Raw genomic sequence first — 24,569 nt, forward strand, 5'->3', positions numbered from 1 at the left:
CTTCCAGTGGCTTCACACGAGCTACGGCCCATACGGCCGACTTCGCGGTCGTATGGGCCGTGCGAGGCAACAGCGGCCTTTCCCCCGTCGGGTCCCCCGTTGCTGTCGACCCTTTGGTTCCGCCGACATGGAAAGCATGTCGCACACCGCTGCAAGTTCTCTGCAAATCCGCGCCAAGCGGTCCGTGCCCCGGCCGGGCGGGTCACCCGGCCGGTTCGGCCAGCTCCCGGGCCTCGTACGCGGCGAAGACCTCCCGTGCCTCGGCGCGCAGCGCGAGCGCCCGTGCCCGGTCGCCCTGTGCCTCGCGCGCCGTGGCGAGGTCGCGGAGTGTGCGGGCCCTGGGCAGGGGCAGTTCCAGGGCGGCCCAGAGGTCGGCGGCGGCGGTGAGGTGTTTCTCGGCGGCTTCGGGACGGCCCGCCGCGAGGTCGCATTCGCCGAGGGTGCGCAAGGCGAGCGCCTCGCCGAAGCGGTCGTGGTGCGAGCGGCAGGTGGCGAGGACGTCCCGCAGGTCGACGGCCGCCTCGGCCCATCTGCCCCGCCGGAAGCGGCACTTGGCCCGCGCCTGCACCGCGTACGCCGACATCAGCGGGTCGCCGAGCGCGTGCAGGAGGTCCACCGCGCGGTCCGCCAGCTCCTCCGCCCGCTCGTAGGCGCCGAGCGCCCGGTGCACGAGGCTGAGCGAGCGCAGGGTGAGCGCCTCGCCGCGGCGGCTGCCGAGCCGGCGGTAGGCGCGCAGCGAGGCGTCGAGGTGGGCGAACGCCTCCTGGTGTTCGCCCAGTTCGAGGTGCACGGTGCCGGCGAACCGGCAGGAGAGCCCGAGTCCCGGGTCGTCGCGCAGGGCGCGGAAGCCTTCGACCGCCTCGGTGAGCACATCGAGGGCGCCGCGTAATCTGCCCGCCTCGCGCAGGGCGCTGCCGAGGCCGGCGAGGGCGGCGGCCCGGCCGCGCGCGTCGCCGAGTTCGGCGCAGAGCCCGGCCGCCTGGCGGAAGTAGTCCTGGGACTCGGCGAAGCGGTCCTGTTCGTAGCGCAGTTGGCCGAGCCCGATGAGCAGCAGGGCCTCACCGGAGCGGTCCTCGGCGCGGCGGGCCGCGGCGAGCGCCGCGTCGTGGCTGCGCCACCAGGCCTCGAAGCGGTTGCCGACGGCGTACGCGGACGAGCACAGGGCCGCGGCGGCCTCGCAGGCCAGGGTGTGCAGGTCGTAGGCGGCGGCGCGTTCGACGGCGGCGGCGAAGGCGTCGGCCTCCGCCTCGAACCAGGCGGCCGGGTCGGCGAGCGCCCGCCTGGTGGCCTTGGGGCCGACGGGACGCACGAGGTGGCGCAGGGCGTCGGAGGCGGCGCCGACCGGGCCGCCCGAATCGAGGAAGCCGCGGTGCAGTTCGACCGCTCCGGAGGGGGTCGCGGAGGCGACGCGGGCGGTGAGCCACAGCCCGGCGCCCAGCGCCCTGCCGAGGGCGGCCGAGCGTTCGGCGGGCGAGTCCTCGGCCTCGGCGCGTTCGGCCGCGTAGACCCGCACGAGGTCGTGCGGCCGGTAGCGGGCCTGTCCGGCGCGGTCGACGGCGGTGCAGTGCAGCAGCTGGGCGTCGATGAGCTGCTCCACGACGCGGTCCGCCTCGGCCTCCGGCACGTCGAGCAGGGCCGCGATCACCCAGGAGGCGACGTCGGGCGCGGCGAGCAGGCCGAGGCGGCGCAGCGCGGTGCGGGCGGGGGCGTCCAGGGCGCGGTAGCTCAGGCCGAGGCCGGCGCGGACCTCCAGGTCGCCGACGGCGAGTTCGTCCAGGCGGTGGTGTTCGTCGGCGAGCCTTTCGGCGAGTGCGCGCGCCGTCCAGTGTCTGCGGGTGGCGAGGCGGGCGCCGGCGATGCGCAGGGCGAGCGGGAGGCCGCCGCACAGTTCGACGACGCGGCGCACGGCGTCGGGCTCGTCGCGCACGCGCCGCTCACCGGCGATCCGCGCGAGCAGCTCGGCGCCGGGCCGGGTGTCCAGCACGTCGAGTTCGGTGCGGTGGGTGCAGGGCAGGGCGCCCAGGCGGGCGCGGGCGGTGATCAGTACGCCGCAGGTGGCGCTGCCGGGGAGCAGCGGCCGCACCTGTGCCTCGCTGCCCGCGTCGTCCAGTACGAGGAGCAGGCGGCGCCCCGCGACCAGGCTGCGGAAGAGGTCCCTGCGCTCGGCGTCGCCCTCGGGCGGGTCGGCGCCGAGGGCGCGCAGCAGGCGTCCGAGCACCTCGCCGGGGGCCACGGGGTCGGTGGCGCCGCGCAGTTCGGCGTAGAGCTGCCCGTCCGGGTAGGCCTCGGCGACCCGGTGCGCGGCGGTGACACCGAGGACGGACTTGCCGACGCCGCCGGGCCCCGTCACGGCGACGACGGGCATGGCCTCGCGCGTTGGCGGGCCCGTCAGCGCCGCCCGGATCTCGGCGAGCTGTTCCTCGCGTCCGGTGAAGTCACCGATGGCGGGCGGCAGGAGAGCGGGGGCGGGCGGCGGGCCCGGGTCGTGGGAGCGGGCGGGGGGCGGGGCGCCGGGGGCGGCGGCGGTCGGGGCGTGCTGGGCGGCGGGCAGCAGTTCCTCGTCCGCCCGCAGGATCGCCTCGTGCACCGCCCGCAGTCCCGGGCCGGGGTCGATGCCCAGCTCCTCGGCGAGCACTTCGCGGCCCTCCGCGTAGACGGCGAGCGCGTCGGCCTGGCGGCCCAGCCGGTACAGGGCGAGCATCAGCTGGCCGCGCAGGCGCTCGCGGGTGGGGTGGGTGGCGACGAGGGCGGTGAGTTCGGCGACCAGTTCCGTCTCGCGGCCCGTCTGGGCGAGGTCGGCGGCGATGCGCTCCTCCAGGGCCGCCTGCCGGGCCTCTTCGAGCTGGTCGGCCATGGCCCGCAGCGTCTCGCCGATGCCGCCGAGTGCGGGACCCCGCCACAGGGCGAGGGCCTCGCTCAGGAGCCGGGCCGCGCCGGCGTGGTCGCCCTCGGCCGCCGCCCGCCGGCCGAGGGCCGTGAGCCTCTCGAACGTGGCGCGGTCGACGACCTCGGCGTCCGCGTGGATCAGATAGCCGGGCGGTTGTGTCTCGATGACGTCGGCGGACAGGGCGCGGCGCAGCGCCGAGACGTACGACTGGATCAGGGACCGGGCGGTGTCGGGCGGGTTGTCCCCCCAGATCGCGTCGATCAGGGCGTCGGCGGAGACGACTCGGCCCGGCTCCAGGAGCAGGGCGGCGAGCAGCGCCCGGGGCTTGGGGCCGCCGAGGGCCAGACGACGGCCCTCACGCCACGCCTCGACCGGCCCCAGCAAGCGGTAGTGCATGTCCGTGTCCACGCCCATCTCCATGGGTCCTCAGCCCCGCACCGCCCCCCGCTCCCCGAATCCTCGCTCCCCGGCCCCTCACCCTGATCGCGCCCCCGATCGACTGGTCATGGTACGTCCGCTCGGTGCCGACTCCATCTGGTGCACAGGGAATCAGCCATGCGTGACCATGCCGGGCGCCCTGGACCCGGGGCCCGGGTTCAGGGGAGAGTGCGCGCGGCATGTCTGCGCGCTCGGGGACGAGCGGTTCTCCGCAAGGAGCAGGTCGTCGGCCCGGCGACGTACGTCACCTCGGCCGACGACCCGTGCGTGCTCCGCGGGCGCCGCTGACGGCGTGCGCCTCAGGCGCCGCTGGCGTCGAGCATGTCCGCGCGCTCGACGATCTTCACGCGCTCGCGGCCCTGCGGCTCGCCCAGCGCCTTCTCGGCGGCGTCGAGGCGGTACCAGCCCTCCCAGGTGGTGAAGCGGACGTTACGCTCGGTGAGGAAGGCCTCCACGGCTTCCGGGGCGGGCGCCTGGGGCGTGTGCAGGCGGCCGTTCTCGCGGTCGTCCAGGAGGCTGGCGACCGTCTCGTTGGCGTCGCCCTTGGTGTGGCCGATGAGGCCGACGGGCCCGCGGCGGATCCACCCGGTGACGTACGTCGAGCGCAGGTGCTCGCCGGTCTCCTCGATGACGCGGCCCGCCTGGTCGGGGACGGTGCCCGAGGCGACGTCCCAGGGCAGCTTGGGCAGTTCGTCGGAGAGGTAGCCGACGGCGCGGTAGACGGCGCCGAGGTCCCAGTCCTTGAACTCGCCGGTGCCCTTGACGTTGCCGGTGCCGTCCAGGGCGGTGCGCTCGGTGCGCAGGCCGACGACCTTGCCGTCCTCGCCGAGGATCTCGACCGGCGACTCGAAGAAGTGCAGGAAGAGCTTGTGCGGGCGGTCGCCGACGTCGCGGATCGCCCAGTTCTCCAGGGTCTTGGCGACCATGTCGGCCTGCTTGTTGCCGCGCCGCGTGGCGATCGAGCCGTCGTCGTAGTCGATGTCCTCGGGGTCGACGATGACCTCGATGTTCGGGGAGTGGTCCAGTTCGCGCAGCTCCATCGGGCTGAACTTGGCCTGTGCGGGGCCGCGGCGCCCGAAGACGTGGACCTCCAGCGCCTTGTTCGCCTTGAGGCCCTCGTACACGTTGGCCGGGATCTCGGTCGGCAGCAGCTCGTCGGCCGTCTTGGCGAGGACGCGCGCCACGTCGAGCGCGACGTTGCCGACGCCGAGGACGGCGACCTTCTCCGCGTCCAGCGGCCAGGTCCGCGGCACGTCGGGGTGGCCGTCGTACCAGGACACGAAGTCCGCGGCGCCGAAGGAGCCGTCGAGGTCGATGCCGGGTATGTCCAGGGCGCGGTCGGCCGTCGCGCCCGTGGAGAAGATCACCGCGTCGTAGAAGGAGCGCAGGTCGTCCAGGCTGATGTCGCGCGGGTAGTCGACGTTGCCGAACAGGCGGACCTGGGGCTTGTCGAGCACCTGGTGCAGGGCCGTGATGATGCCCTTGATGCGCGGGTGGTCGGGGGCCACGCCGTAACGGATCAGACCGAAGGGGGCCGGCATCCGCTCGAAGAGGTCGATCGAGACACCGGGTTCGACGGCCACCGCGGACTTCAGCAGCGCGTCGGCGGCGTAGATCCCTGCCGGGCCGGCTCCGACGATGGCGACCCGCAGAGGGCGAGGCATGTTCAGGTTCCCTTCGAGCGGTGATCAGGTAATCACCGGGAAGCCTAAACTGAGGCAAGCCTAAGTAAGTAGCCGGGTCGGGTTTATGACCCCATAAGGCTGCCTTATGGGTCGTCCCGGGCGTCGGCGCCCGGTTCGGACAGCGGCCCGCGAGGGCCGCCCGAGCCGGGCGCCGCGCTTGACCTGCGTGGACTCCGAGGACCGGAGCGGAGCAGGCCGAACGGATCAGGCCAGGTCGAACCGGTCCAGGTTCATGACCTTGTCCCACGCCGCGACGAAGTCCTTGACGAACTTCTCCTTCGCGTCATCGCTCGCGTAGACCTCCGCGACCGCGCGCAGCTCCGAGTTCGAGCCGAAGACGAGGTCGGCACGGGTACCGGTCCACCTGACCTGGCCCGTGGCGAGGTCGCGGCCCTCGAAGGCGTCCTGCGCCTCGGAGGTCGACTTCCACTCCGTGCCCAGGTCGAGGAGGTTGACGAAGAAGTCGTTGGTCAGCACCCCGGGGGTGGCGGTGAAGACGCCGTGCCGCGACCCCTGGTGGTTGGCGCCGAGGACGCGCAGACCGCCGACGAGGACCGTCAGCTCGGGGGCGCTCAGGGTCAGCAGGTTGGCCTTGTCGAGCAGCAGGTACTCGGCGGGCAGGCGATGGCCCTTGCCGAGGTAGTTGCGGAACCCGTCGGCGGCCGGCTCCAGCGCGGCGAACGACTCCACGTCCGTCTGCTCCTGCGTCGCGTCGACGCGCCCCGGCGTGAAGGGCACCTCGATGGCGAGGCCGGCGTCCTTGGCGGCCTGCTCGACGCCCGCGGCGCCGGCGAGCACGATGAGGTCGGCGAGCGAGATCCGCTTGCCGCCGCTCTGCGCGGAGTCGAAGCTCTCCTTGATCCCTTCGAGGGTGCGCAGCACCGTGGCCAGCTGGTCGGGCTGGTTGACCTCCCAGCCGCTCTGCGGCTCCAGGCGGATACGCGCGCCGTTGGCGCCGCCGCGCTTGTCGCTGCCGCGGAAGGACGACGCGGAGGCCCACGCGGTGGACACCAGCTGGGAGACCGTCAGGTCCGAGGCGAGGACCTGGGCCTTGAGGGCGGCGACGTCGGCCGCGTCGACCAGCTCGTGCGTGCGCGCGGGCAGCGGGTCCTGCCACACCAGCGTCTCCTGCGGGACCTCCGGGCCGAGGTAGCGCGCGACCGGGCCCATGTCGCGGTGGGTCAGCTTGAACCACGCGCGGGCGAAGGCGTCCGCGAACGCGCCGGGGTCGGCGAGGAAGCGGCGCGAGATCTGCTCGTAGGCCGGGTCGAACCGGAGCGAGAGGTCGGTCGTGAGCATCGTCGGGGCGTGGGACCTCGACCCGTCGTGGGCGTCGGGGACGGTCCCGGCGCCGGCGCCGTCCTTCGGCCGCCACTGGTGCGCGCCCGCCGGGCTCTTGAACAGCTCCCACTCGTATCCGAAGAGGATCTCGAAGAAGCTGTTGTCCCAGGTGGTCGGCGTGTTGGTCCAGATGCCCTCGAGGCCGCTGGTGATCGTGTCGGCGCCCTTGCCGGTGCCGTACGAGTTCTTCCAGCCCAGCCCCTGCTGCTCCATCGGGGCGGCCTCGGGGTCGGCGCCGACGTGGTCGGCGGGGCCCGCGCCATGGGTCTTGCCGAAGGTGTGACCGCCCGCTATCAGGGCGACGGTCTCCTCGTCGTTCATCGCCATCCGGCGGAACGTCTCGCGGATGTCGCGGGCCGCGGCGATCGGGTCCGGGTTGCCGTTGGGGCCCTCGGGGTTGACGTAGATGAGGCCCATCTGGACCGCGCCGAGGGGGTTTTCCAGCTCGCGGTCGCCGGTGTAGCGCTCGTCGCCCAGCCAGGTGGTCTCGGGGCCCCAGTAGACGTCCTCGTCGGGCTCCCAGACGTCCGCGCGGCCGCCGGCGAAGCCGAAGGTCTCGAAGCCCATCGACTCCAGGGCGACGTTGCCGGTGAGGATCATGAGGTCGGCCCACGAGATGCTCTGGCCGTACTTCTTCTTGACCGGCCACAGCAGGCGGCGGGCCTTGTCGAGGCTCGCGTTGTCCGGCCAGCTGTTGAGGGGCGCGAAGCGCTGCTGTCCGGCGCCGGCGCCGCCGCGGCCGTCGCTGATGCGGTAGGTGCCCGCGCTGTGCCAGGCCATGCGGATCATGAACGGGCCGTAGTGGCCGAAGTCGGCGGGCCACCAGTCCTGGGAGGTGGTGAGGACCTCCGCGATGTCCCGCTTCACGGCCGGCAGGTCCAGGGAACCGAACGCCTCGGCGTAGTCGAACTCCTCGCCCAGCGGGTTGGCCACGGCGGGGTTCTTGGCGAGGATCTTCAGATTGAGCCGCTCCGGCCACCACTGGCGGTTTCCGCCTCCCTGGGTGGGGTGCGGGGCGCGCGTGTGCTCGACCGGGCAGCCGGACACCTCCTCCGGCTTCGGGTCGGTGACGATCGCGTCATGGTTCTCGGTCATGGGAATCCTTCCGGACGGGGCGGATCACGATGCTCGAAACTGCGGACGGTCGCGTCCACGAACCTGGCCCGGGTCAAGTCACGTACTTTTCCCCGCTGTTGCCCTGACTCTTGGCCGACGGCCGGATCCGATCCTACGATGGACCTAGTCCAAGTCAATACGACAGACAGGCCCGTACGAAGTCATTTCTCGGACGACGCACAGTAAGGCTGGTGGCCATGAGTGACCTGGTGCAACGACTGCGCGGACGCGGCTGGCGGATGACCGCCCAGCGCCGGGTGGTCGCCGAGGTGCTCGACGGCGACCACATCCACCTCACCGCCGACGAGGTGCTCGCGCGCGCCGCGGCCCGGCTGCCGGAGATCTCGCGCGCCACGGTCTACAACACGCTCGGCGAGCTGGTCTCGCTCGGTGAGGTGATCGAGGTGACCACCCACGGCCGCGCCAAGCTCTACGACCCCAACGCCCGCCGCCCCCACCAGCACCTGGTGTGCGCGGACTGCGGCACGATCCGCGACGTGCACCCCGGGGGCGACCCCCTACGCGACCTGCCGGACTCCGAGAGGTTCGGCTACGCCGTCTCGGACGTCGAGGTGACCTACCGCGGCCGGTGCCCCGAGTGCGCCCGCACATGACACGGGCGCGGCCGGGCTGTTCCGTGCCCGGCCGCGCCCGTCCCGAGGACCGTCAGGGCGCCATCTCGTACGCTCCGGCGAGGGACTCGACGGTCTCCCACACGCGCGCCGAGCGGGCGTCGTCGACGACCGGCCGCCGTACCGCGCCCAGCGCCCAGCGCTGCTGCTCCTCGGTGGCCGAGTCCTTGCCGTGCAGTTCGACGGCGTGGGCGGAGAAGTCGCGCACCAGGACGGCGAACAGCTCGTCGAGGACGTCCCCGTCGAGACCGGTCAGGCGTGCCTGCTCCAGGATCAGCTGGCCGTGCACGACGAGCGCGAACAGCTGCCCGACGGCGAGCAGCAGGTCCAGGTCGCGGCTCTGCGCCTCGTCGGGGGCGGCGCTCGTCACGAACTCGCACAGCGCGTCGGCCTGCTCGCGGAAGCGGGCGACGTTCGCCACCTCGGCGTAGGTGTCGAAGGCGGTGCGCCAGTTGTGGAAGCGGATGGCGCCGAGGCCGCGGGCGGGGCCCTGCCGGAAGAGGAAGGCGTCGTCGGCCGCGTCGAGGCGGGTGGGCACCGGCGGGTGGGCGACCGGGTCCAGCAGGTGGTTGCGCAGGAACTTCAGGATGAGCGCGAGGTTGACGTGGACCGTGCCCTCCAGCTTGGGCAGGCCGCGGATCTCGATCGCCGCCTGCGCGAAGTAGTTGTCCTTCTCGAAGCCCTTGGCGGCGATGACGTCCCACATCAGGTCGATGACCTTCTCGCCCTCGGTGGTCACCTTCATCTTCGTCATCGGGTTGAAGAGGAGGTAGCGGCGGTCGTCGGGACCCGCGGAGCGGAAGTAGTCGACGGCGCGGTCGCTGAACAGCTTCATGCCGACGAGGCGTACGTAGGCGTCGGTCAGCTCGCGCCGCACGTGCGGGAAGTCGGTGACGGGCCGGCCGTAGAGGACGCGGCCCCGGGCGTGCGTGACGGCCTCGTACATCGCGTGTTCGCAGATGCCGATGGAGGCGGTGCAGAGGTTGAACTTGCCGACGTTGACGGTGTTGAGGGCGGCGTCGAAGGCCGCCTTGCCGGTGTGCAGGATGTCGTCGGGCGTGAGCGGGTAGTCGTCGAGGCGGAACTCGCTGACGAACTTCGAGGAGTCGACGACGTTCTTCACGAGGTGGTACGCGGGGTGGCGGCTGTCGGCGGCGAAGAAGACGTAGCCCTCGGGGCCCTCGATGTCGGTGCGGCGGCCGAAGACGGACACCAGGCCGGCGGCGTTGCCGTTGCCGATGTAGTACTTGGAGCCGCTCGCCCGGAAGCCGCCGTCGCCGTCGGGCGTGAGAAGCATGTCGGTGGAGTAGATGTCGGCGCCGTGGGCCTTCTCGGACAGGCCGAAGGCGAAGACCTCGCCCTGTTCGAGGAGTTCCGCCGCCCGGGTGCGGGCCGCGGCGTTCTCGCTCTGCCAGACCGGGCCGAGGCCGAGGACGGTGACCTGCCACGCGTACCAGTAGTCCAGGCCGTAGAAGCCGAAGATCTCGTTGAGGGCGGCGATGCGGGCGGTGTCCCAGCGCTTGTCCGGGTGTCCGTCGGCGGCGGACGCGGGCGTGAGGAACGTCGCGAACAGCTTCTCCTTGGCGGAGAACTCCAGGAAGTCCGCCAGCCAGGCGCGCGAGCGGTAGTCCTCGATCAGCCTGCGCTTGCCGCGGGCCTCGAACCAGTCGACGGTCGCGCGCAGCAGCCTGCGGGTCTCGGGGTCGAAGTGCGTCGGGTCGTAGGTCCGGGGGTTGAACAGCAGCGCGTCGGCCATGAGGGGTCGCCTTTTCCTGGTCGGGGGTCGGGATGGGTGGCCCGGTTCAGCCCTGGGGGCCGAGCCGGTGGAGGGTGGCGATCACGTCGTCGAGCCAGTCGAGCGTCATGCGTTCGTACGCGATGCCGCCGCGCAGCACGACGTGCTGGAGTTCGCGCCCGGCGTCGGGCGCCGCGGGAGCCTGTGGGCCGGTGAAGTCGCGCCGCTCGCCCGCGAGGTAGCGCGCGAGCCGGTCGGCGTGCTCCTGGCGGTGCCGCTCGACCTCGCGGATCAGTGCGGCCGGGTCGTCGAACGCCGCGCCGCGGATCTTCACGGCCAGCTCGTGCCGGACGCTCTCGGGCGCGATGGGCTCGTGCAGCCACGCGGTCAGGGCCGACCGCCCGGCGGCGGTGACGGAGTACTCCTTCTTGTCCGGCCGGGTCTGCTGCGCCACCGCGCGGGCGTCGATCCAGCCGTCGCCCTCCATGCGCTTGAGGACGCGGTAGATCTGCTGATGGGTGGCGGTCCAGAAATAGCCGATGGACCGCTCGAACCGCCGGGCCAGCTCATAGCCGGAGCCCGGCTTCTCCAGCAGCGAGACGAGGATCGCGTGCTCTAGCGCCATGCGCCGATCCTTCTATGCAATTCGTTGCATAGACAAGCGGCACCGGCCCAGTGAGACACGGCTCACCTGCGAGATCGCCGACCCGTCGCGCCGGCGGCCCCGGTCAGCCGAGGAAGCTCAGGCGGACCTGGCGCTCGGGGTTGTCGACGTTCGTGTCGACCAGGCACACCGACTGCCAGGTCCCGAGCTCCAGGGACCCGGCCACCACCGGCAGGGTCGCGTGCGGCGGGACGAGGGCCGGCAGGACGTGGTCGCGGCCGTGGCCGGGGCTGCCGTGGCGGTGCTGCCAGCGGTCGTCGGCGGGGAGCAGGGTGTGCAGCGCGGCGAGCAGGTCGTCGTCGCTGCCCGCGCCCGTCTCCAGGATCGCGACGCCCGCCGTGGCGTGCGGCACGAAGATGTTGAGCAGGCCGTCACGGCCGGCCGCCGCCTCGCGCAGGAAGGCCTCGCAGTCATGCGTGAGGTCGTGGACCGTCTCGCGGGAACCGGTGGTGACTCGCAGGACTCGGGTGGTGAACGCATCGGACATACCCCCATCCTCCCCCATCCCGCCTCTCGGTCTGCGATACCGGGCGTCCGTCTTTCGAGACGCCATTGACCCTGCGCGCAAGGCGTGGCTACGTTCTGCGGCATGTCGCGATCAGCCCTGCTCATCACGCGCGGTCACATCGACCTGCTGCGGGTGGCCTCCTCCGCGTGTCGCCGCGGCCGCTGACGCCTTTTCACGGCTTCGCCCTCCTGTTCTTCGCCGTTGTCCCGGCCGGTCGGCCCACCCCTTCGCCTCTTCACTTCTTCCCGCTCCCCCTCTTCCGGTCCGCCGTGCTCCTCGCGGTCACCGAGCGGGGGCGAGCGGCCGTACGCGCCGTACGTCTGACGCGCGTACGCCGATCTGAAGCGCGCTGAGACCCGCCACCGCCGCCGGCTCCCCCTGCCCCGCCATGGAGCGCCTGTGAGCATCAGTCATGCGTCACCGCACGCCTCACCCGACATTTCCGTCATATCCAAGACATCGCCACCTGGACCCGGACCGGACCCCGCTCCGGCACTCGAACGCCTCGTCCCCTCCTCCAGCCGTCGCGCCCTCGTCCCCCGCTGGCTCCGCCGCACCTCGGGGCCGGTCCTTCTCCTCGCCGTCTGGCAACTGCTCAGCGCCACCGGCGTGTTGGCCGAGGACGTGCTGGCCTCGCCCGGGACCGTCGCCCGGGTCGGCGCCGAGCTGGTCTCGGACGGATCGCTGACCTCCGCCATGGGGGTCTCGCTGCGGCGGGTCGCCGTCGGGCTGCTGCTGGGCACGGTCACCGGCGCGGCCCTCGCACTGCTCTCCGGGCTCTTCCGCGTCGGGGAGGACCTCGTGGACGCGGGGGTGCAGATGCTGCGCACCGTGCCGTTCGTCGGGCTCATCCCGCTGTTCATCATCTGGTTCGGCATCGGCGAGACACCGAAGATCGCCATCATCGCGCTCGGCGTCTCCTTCCCGCTCTACCTCAACGTGTACGCGGGCATCCGGGGCGTCGACACGCAGCTGATCGAGGCCGGGGAGTCGCTCGGCCTGTCGCGGTGGGGGCTCGTGCGGCACGTCGTCCTGCCGGGCGCGCTGCCCGGCGCCCTGACGGGCCTGCGCTACTCGCTGGGCATCGCCTGGCTGGCGCTCGTCTTCGCCGAGCAGGTCAACGCCGACTCCGGCCTCGGCTTCCTCATGGTCCAGGCCCGTGACTTCCTGCGCACCGACGTGATCGTGGTGTGCCTGATCGTCTACGCCTTCCTCGGCCTCCTCGCCGATCTCCTCGTCCGCACCCTCGAAAGGCTGCTGCTGCAATGGCGACCGACGTTCACCGGCCGGTGACCCCCGCGGCGGACACGGCACCGGCCGTGCGCGTGGAGGGGCTCACCCGCACCTTCGACGGCCGTGCCGTCCTCGACGACCTGCGCCTCGACGTCCGCCCCGGCGAGTTCGTGGCGCTGCTCGGACGCAGCGGCTGCGGCAAGTCGACGCTGCTGCGCGTCCTCGCCGGCCTCGACCGCGACATCACGGGCACCGTGCTGGTGCCGCGCCGCAAGGCCGTCGCCTTCCAGGCGCCACGGCTGATGCCCTGGAAGCGGGTGTGGCGCAATGTGCTGCTCGGCCTGCCGGGCAGGCCCGAACGCGCCGTCGCCGAGCGGGCGTTGGCCGAGGTGGGCCTGGAACAGCGGGCGAACGCCTGGCCCAGGACGCTGTCCGGGGGCGAGGCCCAGCGTGCCTCACTGGCCCGCGCGCTGGTGCGCGAGCCCGATCTGCTGCTGCTCGACGAGCCGTTCGGCGCGCTCGACGCCCTCACCCGCGTCAGGGCGCAGCGGCTCGTCGCCGAGCTGTGGCAGCGGCGCGGTTGCGCGGTGCTGCTCGTCACGCACGACGTCGAGGAGGCGGTGCTCCTCGCCGACCGGGTCCTCGTGATGGACGCGGGCGTGATCGCGTACGAGACCCGGATCGGCCTGGAGCGGCCGCGCGGGATCTCCGACCCCCGCTTCACCGCGCTGCGCGAGGAGTTGCTCCAGCGGCTCGGCGTCGAGACGCCCGCCGGGACCGCCACCACCTGAACCGCCCCTGTGCCCCATCCGACGACCCCTGTGCCACATCCGACGATCGGAACCACCACCATGCCCGGAAACAAGACCATGCGACGGCCCCGCCACGCCCCGGCCGCTCTCCTGCTCCCTGTGGCCATGCTGCTCGCCGCCTGCTCCGGCACCTCCGCCGCCGGCACCTCGGTGGGCGGCTCCGGCGGACGCGTCGACGGCCAGGGGTCGCTCACCCTGAATGTCGGTGACCAGAAGGGTGGCTCGGAGGCCGTGTTGCGCGCGGCCGGGCAGCTCGACGGCCTGCCGTACAAGATCCGCTGGTCGACCTTCACCTCGGGACCGCCCCTCCTGGAGGCCGTGAACGCCGGGGCGGTCGACGTCGGCGGGGTGGGCAACACGCCGCCGGTGTTCGCGGCGGGCGCGGGCTCGAAGATCTCCGTGGTCGCGGCGACGCGCGGCACCGCGGCGGGCGAGGCGATCCTCGTGCCGAACGGCTCGCCCCTGAAGGCGCCGCGCGACCTGAAGGGGGGGTCCGTGGCCGTGGCCCAGGGCTCGTCGGCGCACTACCAGTTGATCGCCTCCCTGGAGAAGGCGGGCCTCGGCCTGAAGGACGTCGAGGTCAAGTACCTCCAGCCGGCCGACGCGCTGGCGGCGTTCACGAGCGGCAAGGTGGACGCCTGGGCCGTCTGGGACCCGTACACCTCGCAGGTGCTGCGGGGGAAGAAGGGCCGTGTCCTGACCGACGGGGACGGCGTCGTGAACGGCCTCGGCTTCCAGGTGGCGGCGCCCGGCGCGTTGCGGGACAAGAAGAAGTCCGCTGCCGTCGCCGACTATCTGCGGCGCCTGCGCACCGCACAGGAGTGGGTGTACAAGCACCCCCGGGCGTGGGCGAAGGTCTGGGCGAAGGACACCGGCCTGCCCTACGGTGTCGCGTTGGACGCCGTCAAGCGGACCAACGGCACCCGGATCCCGGTGGCCGTCGACAAGAACGTCGTGTCGTCCGAGCAGGAGATCGCCGACACCTTCGCCGGGCTCGAGCTCATCCCGCGCCGCGTCGATTTCGGCGACTTCGTCGACACCCGGTTCAACGGCGATCTGCCGCCCTCCACCAGCGAGCCGCGCACCTACCGCGAGGAGTCCTGACCGTGAACGTCCATCTCCACTGGTTCCTGCCGACCGGCGGCGACGGCCGCACCCTCGTGGACCGGCACGCGTACACCGACGGCGGCATCACGCGCTCCCGCGTCACACCGGTGAGCGGCGTGCGAGCCCCGGACATCGAGTATCTGGCGCAGATCGCCAAGGCGGCCGAGCAGTTGGGTTTTGAGGCGGTGCTCACGCCGACCGGCACGTGGTGCGAGGACGCCTGGCTGACGACGGTGGCGCTCGCCCAGCACACACGGCGGCTCAAGTTCCTCGTCGCCTTCCGCCCGGGAGTCCTCTCCCCCGTGCTCGCCGCGCAGATGGCGGCGACGTATCAGCGCATCACGCGCGGCCGCCTGCTGCTCAATGTGGTCACGGGCGGCGACTCGACCGAACAGCGGCGGTTCGGCGACCACCTGGACCACGATCGCCGCTACGCCCGCACCGATGAGTTCCTCTCGGTCGTACGAGGGGTGTGGAGCGGCACGCCCTTCGACTTCACCGGCGAGCACTACCAGGTCGAGGGCGGGCTGACCGCGCTGCCGCCCGATCCGCTGCCGGAGATCTTCTTCGGGGGGTCGTCGGCGGCGGCCGGCCCGGTCGCGGCGCGGCACACGGACGTGTACCTGACGTGGGGCGAGCCGCCGGGGCAGGTCAAGCAGAAGATCGACTGGATCCGGGACCTCGCCGAGCGGGAGGGGCGCACGGTCCGCTTCGGCATCCGCCTGCACACCATCTCCCGCGACTCGGCCGCCGAGGCCTGGGCGGTCGCGGACCGGCTGCTGGACGACCTCGACCCGCAGACGGTCGCCGCGGCCCAGGAGGCCCTCGGACGCAGCGAGTCGGTGGGCCAGCAGCGGATGCTCGCGCTGCACGGCGGCTCCCGCGACCAGTTGGAGATCGCGCCGAACCTCTGGGCCGGGGTGGGGCTCGTCCGCGGGGGCGCGGGCACCGCCCTGGTCGGCAGCCACGCGGATGTCGCGGACCGGATCGAGGAGTACCACGCGCTCGGCGTCGAGCACTTCGTGCTGTCCGGCTATCCGCATCTGGAGGAGGCGTACTGGTTCGGGGAGGGCGTCATCCCCGACCTGGCTCAGCGCGGCCTGCTGCACCGGGCGGTGCCGGACGTCCCTTCCGCCGGGGCCCCTGTCCTGCGGACACCGGGCGCGCCCCGGTAGCGGGGAAGATCCCGGACCCCGGGGAAGTTAGTAGAAACGTGAACGACATCGGGGTACGAGACGCGGTCGCCGGAGCGGTGGCGCAGGACGTGGACGTGGTCGTCGTGGGCGCGGGGCAGGCGGGCCTGTCCGGCGCCTACCACCTGCGGCGGGTCGGCTTCGAGCCCGGCCGGGACTTCGTGGTCCTCGATCACGCGCCCCGGCCGGGCGGCGCCTGGCAGTTCCGCTGGCCTTCCCTGACGTACGGGAAGGTGCACGGCATGCACGCGCTCCCCGGCATGGAACTGACCGGCGCCGACCCCGAGCGGCCCTCGTCGGAGGTCGTGGGGGCGTATTTCGCGGCGTACGAGAACCGTTTCGACCTGCGGGTACGGCGCCCCGTGGACGTGCGCCGGGTGCGCGAGGGCGAGAACGGGCGGCTGCTCGTGGAGACCTCGGCGGGTGCCTGGTCGGCCCGTGCGCTGATCAACGCGACCGGCACCTGGGACCGGCCGTTCTGGCCGCGCTACCCGGGCCAGGACACCTTCCTCGGCCGGCAGCTGCACACGGCGCTCTACCCGGGGCCCGAGGCCTTCGCCGGGCAGCGGGTGGTCGTCGTCGGCGGCGGCGCGTCCGGCACGCAGCACCTGATGGAGATCGCCCCGTACGCGGCCGGGACCACCTGGGTCACCCGGCGCCCGCCGGTGTTCCGCGAGGGGCCGTTCGACGCGGACCGGGGCCGCTCGGCGGTGGCCATGGTGGAGGAGCGCGTCCGTCGGGGGCTGGCGCCGCGCAGTGTCGTGTCGGTGACGGGCCTGCCGGTGAACGACGCGATCCGGCGGGCCCGGGCCGAGGGGGTCCTCGACCGGCTGCCGATGTTCGACCGGATCACGCCGACCGGCGTCGCGTGGGACGACGGGCGCCACGTCGAGGCGGATGTGATCCTCTGGGCCACGGGCTTCCGTGCCGCGATCGACCACCTGGCGCCGCTGCGGCTGCGCGAGGCCGGCGGCGGCATCCGCATGGAGGGCACCAGGGCGGCCGCCGACCCCCGCGTCCACCTGGTGGGGTACGGCCCCTCGGCCAGCACGATCGGCGCGAACCGCGCCGGACGCGCCGCCGTACGCGACATCCAGCGGCTGCTGGCGGGAGCCCCGGCGGCGGTGTGAACCCCCGCCCCCTCCGGGTGCTCGCCCCTCAGGAGTTCTGCTTGTTGAACTCCACGACGTTCTTCTGGTGCTCCTCGAAGTCCGCCGTGAAGCGCGTGTCCCCCGGCTTGACCGTCACGAAGTACAGCCAGTCCCCCGCGGCCGGGCTGACCGCCGCCCGCATCGCCGCCTCACCGGGATTGCCGATGGGCGTGGGCGGCAGCCCCATGCGGGCGTAGGTGTTGTAGGGGCTGTCGACCTTCGTGTCGCGGTCGCTGGTGGCCAGCGTGGAGCGGTTGAGGGCGTAGTTGATGGTGGAGTCCATCTGGAGCGGCATGCCCCGGTCCAGGCGGTTGTAGATGACCCGGGCCACCTTGCCCATGTCCTGCTTCGAGCCCGCCTCCGCCTCGACCATGCTGGCGATGGTGACGGTCTGGTAGACGTTCACCGTGTTGCGCTCGGCGCCCGCCGTGACCTGGCCGCCGCCGAACTTCTTGTTGGCCGTGTTCACCATGTACGACAGGACGGACGCCGGGGTCGACCGCGAGTCGATCGGGTACGTCGCCGGGAAGAGATAGCCCTCGGGGTTGCCGCCCGCGTCGCGGGGGAGCTTCAGACCGGCCTTGGGCACGGCCTTCTTCGTGGTGCCGGGCGGCACCTTCAGGGCCTTGTCCACGGCCGCGTACACCTGGGTGGATCGCCAGCCCTCGGGGATGGTCAGGGTCTGGGGGTGCGCGTCGTCGTCCGGGAGCAGCAGCGGCACCGCCACGGCGGTGGCCGCCACGACGGCTCCGGTCGCGATCAGGGCGATCCGGCCCCGCCGCGTCAGTCGAATCGTGCCCCGTCGCGGAGTCTTGGTCTGCATGGGGGCACATTAACCCGTAAATAGTCTTATTCCCGACATATATCTAGGTTGTCGGCTCCAGTTGGGCGTCCCTGCGGACCAGGGCGGCGTACCGCCCGTCGCGGGCCAGGAGCTCCTCGTGCGTGCCGCGCTCGGCGGTGCGCCCCGCCTCCAGGACCACGATCTGGTCGGCGCCCCGGACGGTGGAGAGCCGGTGGGCGATGGTGAGGGTGGTGCGGTCGGCCGACAGGGCGTCGATGGCCTCCTGCACGGCCCGCTCGGTGCGGGTGTCCAGGGCGCTGGTCGCCTCGTCGAGGATGAGGACCGGCGGGTCGCGCAGGATGGTGCGCGCGATGGCCAGGCGCTGCTTCTCGCCTCCGGAGAAGCGGTGGCCGCGCTCGCCCACGACCGTGTCGTACCCGTCGGGCAGGGAGGCGATGTGGTCGTGGATCTGGGCGGCCCGGGCCGCGGTGACCAGCTCCTCGTCGGTGGCGTCGGGCTTGGCGAAGCGGAGGTTGTCGGCGACCGAGGCATGGAAGAGGTAGGTCTCCTGGGAGACCACGCCGACGGCCCGCGCGAGGGTGTCGAAGTCCAGATCGCGCACGTCGACGCCGTCGAGGGTGACGCGGCCGCCCGTGACGTCGTACAGCCGGGGGACGAGGTGGCTCAGGGTCGACTTGCCCGAGCCGGTGGCCCCGACGACGGCCAGGCTGCCGCCCGCGGGTATCGCGATGTCGATGCCCTGGAGCGTGGGCGCGGACTTCTCGTCGTAGCGGAACTCGACGTCCTCGAAGCGGACCTCGCCCCTGATCGCGTCGAGGCGGACCGGCCGGGGCGGCTCGGTGATGTCGACGGTCAGGTCCAGGTACTCGAAGATGCGCTGGAAGAGCGCGAGCGAGGTCTGGATCTGCACGCCGGTGGAGAGCAGGCTGACGGTCGGCCGGAACAGGCCCTGCTGGAGCGACACGAAGGCGACGAGCGTGCCGATCGACACGGTCGGGCCGCCCAGCTGGAAGGCCAGGCCCGCGCTCCAGTAGATGACGGCGGGCATGGCGGCCATGACGATCGAGATGACGGCCATGCGCCAGCGCCCCGCCATGTTCGACCGGATCTCCAGGTCGACCAGCCGCTCGGACTCCTCCGCGAAGGACCGGGTGAGCGAGTCGGCGCGGCCCATCGTGCGGCCGAGGACGATGCCGCTCACGGAGAGCGACTCGGTGACGGTCGCGGCCATCACCGCCATCTGCTTCTGGCGCTGGGTGGCGATCTTCTTGCGCTCACGGCCGACGCGACGGCTGATCCACACGAACACCGGGAGCAGCAGCAGCGAGACGACGGTCAGCCGCCAGTCCAGGGCGAGCATGGCGACGACGGTCGCGATCACGCTCGTGAGGTTCGAGACCAGGGAGGTCGCGGTGGAGGTGACGGTCGCCTGCATGCCGCCGATGTCGTTGGCGATGCGGGACTGGACCTCGCCCGTGCGGGTGCGGGTGAAGAAGGCCAGGGACATGCTCTGCAGCCGGCCGTAGACGGCCGTGCGCAGGTCGTGCATGACCCGCTGCCCCACGGAGGTGCTGATCAGGGTCTGCAGGACCCCGAAGACGCTCGTGACCACCGCGCTCAGGATCATGCCGAGCGCCAGCAGGCTCAGCAGGCCGGTGCGCCCCTGCGGGATCGCTGTGTCGAGGATCTCCCTCAGGAGGAAGGGGGTGGCGACCGAGACGAGGGAGGCGGCGCAGACCAGCAGGCCCACGATCGCGAGACGGCCCCGGTAGGGGCGGAAGAGGCGGAGGATGCGGCGCAGCTGCCGCGGCGGTTCCTGGCCGGGGGCCTGGGGCGGCGGCGTCCAGGTGGGTTCGTCGTGACGCATGGGCTCCTACGGGAGGTCGGACGGTGCTCTTCGGGGAGCATAGCTCACTGTTACCTATACTCACAATGCACTAGGTCCTGATAATGTTCCCGCCATGCGTACCCCGGACTTCCCGTCATGAGCGCCCCGGACACCGACGGCCCCCTCGCCGAACAGCTGCTGCGGCTCACCCGCAGGCTGCACCGCATCCAGAAGCACCACCTGGGGCCGGTCGGCATCACCCCGGCCCAGTCCCGGCTGCTGCGCACCCTCGCGCACTACGAGGCGCCGCCGCGCATGGCCGACCTCGCGCAGCGCCTGGAAGTGGTGCCCCGCGCGGTGACGAGCCTGGTGGACGCCCTGGAGTCGGGCACCTTGGAGTCGGGCGCCCTGGTGCGGCGCGTGCCGGATCCGAGCAATCGCCGGGTCATCCGGATCGAACTGACCGATGCGGGGCACAGTGCCCTCAAAGAGCTGCGCGCCGCGCGCCGGGCCGCCGCGGAGGAGATCCTGGCCCCACTGACCGCCGAACAGCGCGAGGTCCTCGGCGGACTGCTGACCGCGCTGCTGGACGACCCGGAAGGCCGTTGCTGACGCGCCGGAAGGACCGGAAGGCCGTTGCTGGCGCGCCGGAAGGACCGGAAGGCCGTTGCTGGCGCGCCGGAAGGACCGGAAGGCCGTTGCTGACCCGCGGGAAGGGGTCGTCATCGGCTCGTCGCCGCCGTCGAGGGAGAGCCCATGCCGCTGCTGGAGCCCGAGCCGGACGCCCTGCGCCCCCCGGCGCGCGCCGCGGGCCCGTCACCGGACCGGGTGCCGGATTACGGGGCCGCCGGCACCCCGGAGCCGCTGCGCCGCGAACTGACCGCGCTGCTCGGCGCGGACAAGGTCCTCACCAAGGTCTCCGACCTGGTGCGGTACGCGTCCGACGCGAGCCCCTACCGCTTCGTGCCGCGGGTCGTGGTCGTCCCCGAGGACATCGACGACGTATCGGCCGTCCTGTCCTACGCGCACGGCAAGGGCCGTGAGGTCGTCTTCCGCGCCGCGGGCACCTCGCTCAACGGCCAGGCCCAGGGCGAGGACATCCTGGTCGACGTGCGCAAGCACTGGGCGGGCGTCGAGGTGCTCGGCTCGGGCGAGCGGGCCCGCATCGGCCCCGGCACCACGGTCGTCCGCGCCAACGCCGCCCTCGCCCGCTTCGGCCGGGTGCTCGGCCCCGACCCGGCGAGCGCCGTCGCCTGCACCATCGGCGGCGTCGTCGCGAACAACGCCTCGGGCATGACCGCGGGCACCACCCGCAACTCCTACCGCACGGTGGCCTCGCTCACCTTCGTCCTGCCCTCGGGCACGGTCGTGGACACGGGCGAGCCGGACGCCGACGAGCGGCTGGCGCACGCCGAGCCCGCCCTGTGCGAGGGGCTGCTCGCGATCAAACGCGAGATCGAGGCGGACCCGGAGCTGGTGGCCCGCGTCCGCGCCAAGCACCAGATCAAGAACACCAACGGTTACCGCCTGGACGCCTTTCTCGACGGTGCGACGCCCGTGGAGATCCTGCGCGGTCTGATGGTCGGCTCGCAGGGCACCTTCGGCTTCATCTCGGAGGTCGTCTTCGACACGCTGCCGCTGGAGCGGCACCTGAGCGCCGCGCTGCTCTTCTTCCCCTCGCTGCCTGCGGCCGCGGCGGCGGTGCCGCTGTTCAACGCGGCGGGCGCGCTCGCCGTCGAGCTGATGGACGGCAATACGCTGCGTGCCTCGGTCAGCGTGCGCGGGGTGCCGGCCGACTGGGCCCGGCTCCCGAAGTCGGCGGCCGCGCTCCTGGTGGAGTTCCGGGCGCCGGACGAAGCGACCCGGGAGGCGTACGAGGCGGCGGCCGCCGAGGTGGTGCGGCGGCTCGAACTGATCGCGCCGGTCCCGTCCGTGACGAACACCTTCACGCGCGACGCGCGGACGATCGGCGGCTACTGGACGGCGCGCAAGGCGTTCGTCACCGCCGTCGGCGGCGCCCGCCCCGCGGGGACCACGCTGATCACCGAGGACTTCGCGGTGCCACCGGGCCGGCTCGCCGAGGCCTGCGAGGCACTCCTGGACCTCCAGACGCGCCACGGCTTCGACGCCGCCGTCGCGGGCCACGCCGCGCACGGCAACCTCCACTTCCTGCTCGCCTTCGACGCGGCGCTGCCCGCCGACGTGCGGCGCTACGCCGCCTTCATGGACGCGTTCTGCCGACTGACCGTGGAGCGTTTCGACGGCTCCCTGAAGGCCGAGCACGCCACGGGCCGCAACATCGCCCCCTTCCTGGAGCTCGAATGGGGCCCGAAAGCCACGGAGTTGATGTGGCGCACCAAGCAGGTCATCGACCCGGACGGCGTACTCGCCCCGCGCGTGGTGCTCGACCGTGACCCCAAGGCCCATCTGCGGGGCCTGAAGACCATCCCCAAGGTGGAGCCCCTCGCCGACCCCTGCATCGAGTGCGGCTTCTGCGAACCCACCTGCCCCAGTGGTGACCTGACCACAACGCCGCGTCAACGCATCGTCCTGCGCCGCGAGATGATGCGCCAGGCGCCGGGCTCCCCGGTCGAGGACGGCCTGGTGGAGGCGTACGGATACGACGCCGTGGACACCTGCGCGGGCGACTCGACCTGCAAACTGGCCTGCCCCGTCGGCATCGACACGGGCGCCCTGATGAAGGACTTCCGGCACGCGCGGCACTCACGGCGCGAGGAGCGGGCGGCTGCGTTCGCCGCGCGCCACTTCAAGGGCGTCGAGGCGGCCGCGCGGCTCGCGGTGGCCGCCGCGGACCGGATCAACGACCGCCTGCTCACCGCGGTGACCCGCACCGCCCGCAAGGCCGTACGCCCCGACCTCGTCCCGGAGTGGCTGCCGGGGATGCCCGGCGCCGCGCCGCGCACCCTGCCCCGCACCGCGCGCGCGGGCGCCGCGGCCGTCTACTACCCGGCGTGCGTGAACCGCGTCTTCGGCGGCCCCGGCGACCGTTCGCTGCCCGAGGCGGTCGTGGCGGTCTCCGCGCGCGCGGGCAGGCCCGTCTGGATTCCCGGGGACGTCGCCGGGACGTGCTGCGCGACGATCTGGCACTCCAAGGGGTACGACGCCGGCAACAGGGTCATGGCCAATCGCGTCGTCGAGGCGGCCTGGGGCTGGACCGCGGGCGGCCGGCTGCCGCTGGTCGTCGACGCCTCGTCGTGCACGCTCGGCATCGCACAGGAGGTGGTGCCGTATCTGACGGCCGACAACCGCGCCCTGCACCGGGAACTGACCGTCCTCGACTCCGTCGTCTGGGCCGCCGACGAGCTGCTCCCCCACCTGACCGTGCACCGCACGATCGCCTCCGCGGTCCTACACCCCACGTGCTCCACGCACCACCTCGGGGACGAGCCGCAGCTGCGCGCCGTCGCGGAGGCCTGCGCGGACGAGGTGGTCGTGCCCGACGACGCGGGGTGCTGCGCGTTCGCGGGCGACCGCGGCATGCTCCACCGGGAACTCACGGAGTCGGCCACCCGCAAGGAGGCCGCCGAGGTCACCGCCCGCCCCTTCGACGCCCACCTCTCGGCGAACCGCATGTGCGAGGTCGGCATGGACCATGCCACGGGTCGCGGGTACCACTCCGTACTTCTGGAACTGGAGCGTGCGACGCGCCCGCTCCCCCGCGTGTGACTGTGGGTCTGCGGGGCCTCGCTCCCGGACCTCACCCCTGGTGCCGTGCGATCCGCGCCTCAGCTCTGGCGCCGTGCGGTCCGGATCTCCCTGCGGAGAAGTCCAACTCCTCGACCACTTCCGTCTCTTGCGTCCCCGTCGCGGCCCCCTCAGGGTGGCTTCCGCCCCAGTGGCGGAGACCACCCGACATAAGGCTACGGAGGTCCGATGCACGACGAGAACGCGACACCGACCCCTGACGGCGCCCCTCCCGAGGAGAGCGCGGCGGGAACGACGAGCACACCCGGAGACGGCCGCTCGCGCCGCGCGGTGCTGCGCACGGCGGGGCTCGCCGGGGCCGGGCTCGGTGTCGGCGCCTTCGCGGGCGGCGCGGCACATGCCGGTACGCCGGCAGCCGCCTCCACCGGCGCCGCCGCCGAGGACGCGGGGCAGACGCCGGCCCGCAAGGGCAGGACGATGATCGGCGTGCCGTTCCAGCGGCGCTCCACGGTACGGGTCGGCATCGTCGGGCTCGGCAACCGCGGCGGCTCCATGATCGACCTGTTCCTCGCGATTCCCGGTGTCCGCGTCGTCGCCCTCTGCGACCCGGTCAAGGAGAAGGCGGCGGCCGCCGCGCAGAAGGTCACCGCCGCCGGTCAGCCGGCCCCGGCGACGTACACCAAGGGCGAGCACGACTACGAGAACCTGTGCCGGCGCGGGGACATCGACTTCGTGTACGCGGCGACGCCCTGGGACTCCCACTTCGCCATCTGCAAGTCGGCGATGCTGGGCGGCAAGCACGTGGGCGTGGAGTGCCCCCTCGCCATGCGTCTGGACGAGCTGTGGGAGCTGGTGGACCTCTCGGAGCGCACCCGCAGACACTGCATGCAGCTGGAGAACTGCTGTTACGGCAAGAACGAGATGCGGGTCCTGCGGATGGCGCACGCGGGCAAGTTCGGCCGGCTGCTGCACGGCGCGGGCGCCTACAACCACGATCTGCGCGGCCTGATGTTCGACCCCGACTACTACGAGGGGCCGTGGCGCCGCCTGTGGCACACCCGGCTGCGCGGTGACCTCTACCCCAACCACGGCTTCGGCCCGGTCGCCAACTACATGGACGTCAACCGGGGCGACCGTGTCACCCACATATCCAGCTTCGGCACTCCCGCGCTCGGCCTCGCCGAGTACCGCGAGGCGCACATGCCGGCGGGCGACCCGAGCTGGAAGGAGACGTACATCGAGAGCGACCGCACCATCAGTCTCGTTCAGACGGCGAAGGGGCGGGTCATCCGCCTGGAGCACGACGTCTCGACACCGCACCCCTACAGCCGCGTCAACAGCCTGGGCGGCACGAAGGGCGTCTTCGAGGACTACCCCGCCCGCGTCTACCTCGAACCGGACCACACGGACGACAAGTGGGCCGACTTCTCCGAGTACGCCGATTTCGACCACTGGCTGTGGAAGGAGCACGCCGACCCGCCGGGGGGCCACGGCGGCATGGACTACATCATGATCTTCCGGTTGATGCAGACCATGCGGCTCGGCCTCGTCCCGGACTTCGACGTGTACGACGCCGCGACGTGGACGGCACCCGTGCCGCTGAGCCACCTGTCGATCAAGGCGAAGGGGGCGCCGCAGGCGATCCCCGACTTCACTCGTGGGCTGTGGGAGAGGGAGCGTCCGGGGGTGGACTCGCCGAAGCCGAAGCCTGACGCGTAGGCGTACTTGCCGGCTTCGGCGTGACCCCCTGGGCCGTCGGGGCGTGGGC

The 24,569-nt window shown here is 72.6% G+C and carries 17 protein-coding genes; 9 read left to right on the top strand and 8 right to left on the bottom strand.

Annotation, left to right across the window (positions count from 1 at the left end):
* Positions 1-202: 202 nt before the first annotated feature.
* The 3 genes from ABZ385_RS07050 to katG form a co-directional block, all read right to left on the bottom strand.
* A complete protein-coding gene (locus ABZ385_RS07050) occupies positions 203-3,295 on the bottom strand; it encodes a BTAD domain-containing putative transcriptional regulator (protein ID WP_358910197.1) in 3,093 nt (1,030 codons plus the stop codon).
* A 329-nt stretch (positions 3,296-3,624) separates the two neighbouring features.
* Positions 3,625-4,989, bottom strand: coding sequence for an FAD-dependent oxidoreductase (locus ABZ385_RS07055; protein ID WP_358910199.1), 1,365 nt, complete (start codon positions 4,987-4,989; stop codon positions 3,625-3,627).
* Positions 4,990-5,214: 225 nt separating this feature from the next.
* Positions 5,215-7,446: a catalase/peroxidase HPI gene (gene katG, locus ABZ385_RS07060; RefSeq protein ID WP_358910201.1), complete on the bottom strand. Its 2,232-nt coding sequence runs from the start codon at positions 7,444-7,446 to the stop codon at positions 5,215-5,217.
* A gap of 218 nt (positions 7,447-7,664) precedes the next feature.
* Here katG and ABZ385_RS07065 point away from each other — a divergent pair, with 218 nt between their 5' ends.
* Entirely contained in the window at positions 7,665-8,081 is a 417-nt protein-coding gene (locus ABZ385_RS07065; RefSeq protein ID WP_358584264.1) for a Fur family transcriptional regulator, read from the top strand.
* A gap of 52 nt (positions 8,082-8,133) precedes the next feature.
* On the opposite strand, the gene ABZ385_RS07070 is transcribed toward ABZ385_RS07065, so the two are convergent.
* The 3 genes from ABZ385_RS07070 to ABZ385_RS07080 form a co-directional block, all read right to left on the bottom strand.
* On the bottom strand, positions 8,134-9,855 hold the full coding sequence (locus ABZ385_RS07070; RefSeq protein WP_358910203.1) for an acyl-CoA dehydrogenase family protein: 1,722 nt from the start codon (positions 9,853-9,855) through the stop codon (positions 8,134-8,136).
* A gap of 46 nt (positions 9,856-9,901) precedes the next feature.
* A complete protein-coding gene (locus ABZ385_RS07075; protein WP_358584262.1) occupies positions 9,902-10,459 on the bottom strand; it encodes a PadR family transcriptional regulator in 558 nt (185 codons plus the stop codon).
* A 103-nt stretch (positions 10,460-10,562) separates the two neighbouring features.
* Positions 10,563-10,985: a secondary thiamine-phosphate synthase enzyme YjbQ gene (locus ABZ385_RS07080; protein ID WP_358910205.1), complete on the bottom strand. Its 423-nt coding sequence runs from the start codon at positions 10,983-10,985 to the stop codon at positions 10,563-10,565.
* A 420-nt stretch (positions 10,986-11,405) separates the two neighbouring features.
* Here ABZ385_RS07080 and ABZ385_RS07085 point away from each other — a divergent pair, with 420 nt between their 5' ends.
* From ABZ385_RS07085 to ABZ385_RS07105, 5 genes are all read left to right on the top strand, one after another.
* Positions 11,406-12,299: an ABC transporter permease gene (locus tag ABZ385_RS07085; protein WP_358910207.1), complete on the top strand. Its 894-nt coding sequence runs from the start codon at positions 11,406-11,408 to the stop codon at positions 12,297-12,299.
* Entirely contained in the window at positions 12,272-13,030 is a 759-nt protein-coding gene (locus tag ABZ385_RS07090) for an ABC transporter ATP-binding protein (RefSeq protein ID WP_358584259.1), read from the top strand. Before ABZ385_RS07085 ends, ABZ385_RS07090 begins: the two co-directional genes overlap by 28 nt.
* 78 nt (positions 13,031-13,108) lie before the next feature.
* Complete coding sequence (locus ABZ385_RS07095; RefSeq protein ID WP_358910291.1) at positions 13,109-14,155, top strand: ABC transporter substrate-binding protein; 1,047 nt, start codon at positions 13,109-13,111, stop codon at positions 14,153-14,155.
* 2 nt (positions 14,156-14,157) lie between these two features.
* Positions 14,158-15,333, top strand: a complete 1,176-nt coding sequence (locus tag ABZ385_RS07100) for an LLM class flavin-dependent oxidoreductase (RefSeq protein ID WP_358699931.1) — start codon at positions 14,158-14,160, stop codon at positions 15,331-15,333.
* A 38-nt stretch (positions 15,334-15,371) separates the two neighbouring features.
* Positions 15,372-16,481, top strand: a complete 1,110-nt coding sequence (locus ABZ385_RS07105) for an NAD(P)-binding domain-containing protein (protein ID WP_358910209.1) — start codon at positions 15,372-15,374, stop codon at positions 16,479-16,481.
* Between the two features lie 28 nt (positions 16,482-16,509).
* Here ABZ385_RS07105 and mltG read toward each other — a convergent pair whose 3' ends face one another.
* Entirely contained in the window at positions 16,510-17,325 is an 816-nt protein-coding gene (mltG, locus tag ABZ385_RS07110) for an endolytic transglycosylase MltG (RefSeq protein ID WP_358910211.1), read from the bottom strand.
* 43 nt (positions 17,326-17,368) lie between these two features.
* Positions 17,369-19,174: an ABC transporter ATP-binding protein gene (locus ABZ385_RS07115; protein WP_358910213.1), complete on the bottom strand. Its 1,806-nt coding sequence runs from the start codon at positions 19,172-19,174 to the stop codon at positions 17,369-17,371.
* Between the two features lie 117 nt (positions 19,175-19,291).
* Between ABZ385_RS07115 and ABZ385_RS07120 the strand changes: the two genes are divergently transcribed.
* The 3 genes from ABZ385_RS07120 (at position 19,292) to ABZ385_RS07130 (ending at position 24,520) form a co-directional block, all read left to right on the top strand.
* The gene (locus ABZ385_RS07120; RefSeq protein ID WP_358584254.1) at positions 19,292-19,747 is read left to right on the top strand and encodes a MarR family transcriptional regulator; all 456 of its coding nucleotides are present in this window, start codon (positions 19,292-19,294) and stop codon (positions 19,745-19,747) included.
* Between the two features lie 144 nt (positions 19,748-19,891).
* The gene (locus ABZ385_RS07125; protein WP_358910215.1) at positions 19,892-22,822 is read left to right on the top strand and encodes an FAD-binding and (Fe-S)-binding domain-containing protein; all 2,931 of its coding nucleotides are present in this window, start codon (positions 19,892-19,894) and stop codon (positions 22,820-22,822) included.
* Positions 22,823-23,029: 207 nt separating this feature from the next.
* Positions 23,030-24,520, top strand: a complete 1,491-nt coding sequence (locus ABZ385_RS07130) for a Gfo/Idh/MocA family oxidoreductase (protein WP_358910217.1) — start codon at positions 23,030-23,032, stop codon at positions 24,518-24,520.
* The last annotated feature ends 49 nt before the right edge of the window (positions 24,521-24,569 follow it).

Source organism: Streptomyces sp. NPDC005898 (genome assembly GCF_040629635.1).
Classification (GTDB): Bacteria; Actinomycetota; Actinomycetes; order Streptomycetales; family Streptomycetaceae; genus Streptomyces.